Below are 917 nucleotides of genomic sequence, written 5' to 3'. Positions count from 1 at the left end.
CGCCGTTGAGTGAAATAGTCATGATGATTGCTCCCGCCGAGATAGCTATTTTTTAATGATAGCGCGGGAAGTCGAGCAGGTCATTTATTAAACAGTAACGCTTGGTAACCAGCGCTACTGTTTAGGGTACTATTTTATGTCATATTTTTGCGAGTGACGTAATGATGCCTAACTGTTTCGTTAAAAGCTTCGACATAGGTAGGGTGAAATTGCGTGCCACTTTCGCCATTAATGAGTGTGACAGCACTGAACAGAGACTTCTTGTAGCTTCTATCTGCACGTTCGTTGGTTACTGCATAGAAGGTGTCCGCCAAAGCGATTAACATAGCACCACGGTGTATTTGTTCGTTTGCCAAATTCTTTGGGTAGCCTTTACCATCATATCGCTCATGGTGTTGAGCAACCATCGTGGCGGCTTCTGTCCAACCTTCCATACGACTTAGAAATTCTGAGCCCATCTCTATATGGCCGCGAATAGTACGAAATTCCTGGTCGCTTAGTTTGCTAGGCTTATTAAGTATGTCGGGCGAGACTAAAGACATGCCGATATCGTGAAGATAGACTGCAGCAGTTAATTGGTCTGTATCGATAGGCTCTTCAAGGTCTTTGTTGGTAGATAAGCACAACTCTAGAATGGAATCTGTTCTACCTTGTTTGTATATGCCTAAGTCATCTAGCTGTAAGGCAAGCTTTCTAAAAAATGCTAAGTCAGGGTTGTCCTGATGCTCAAGGCTCAGCGCGATACTGCCGGGTTTTTCTTCTTCAGTGCTACTTTTCTTCGCCCCGACCAGCTGGTCCATTGCTTTATCAAGTGCTTTCAGGTCCTGGCCTGCAGTGCAGCCTCTGACATCTTCGATAACCTTAAGCATGGTCGCCTGAGGCGTACCTTCTACCTGGCCATCACTAATCAGTGTATT

At 45.1% G+C, this 917-nt stretch carries 1 protein-coding gene; it reads right to left on the bottom strand.

What is annotated here, in order from left to right; genetic code table 11:
• Window positions 1–134 precede the first annotated feature (134 nt).
• The coding region (locus A3763_RS04690; protein ID WP_068759922.1) for an HD-GYP domain-containing protein at window positions 135–917 on the bottom strand (783 nt) is incomplete at its 5' end.

This window comes from Oleiphilus sp. HI0128, from assembly GCF_001635365.1.
The sequence above is the reverse complement of the archived record's forward strand: the minus strand, read 5'-3'. Positions and strand labels throughout refer to the sequence as shown.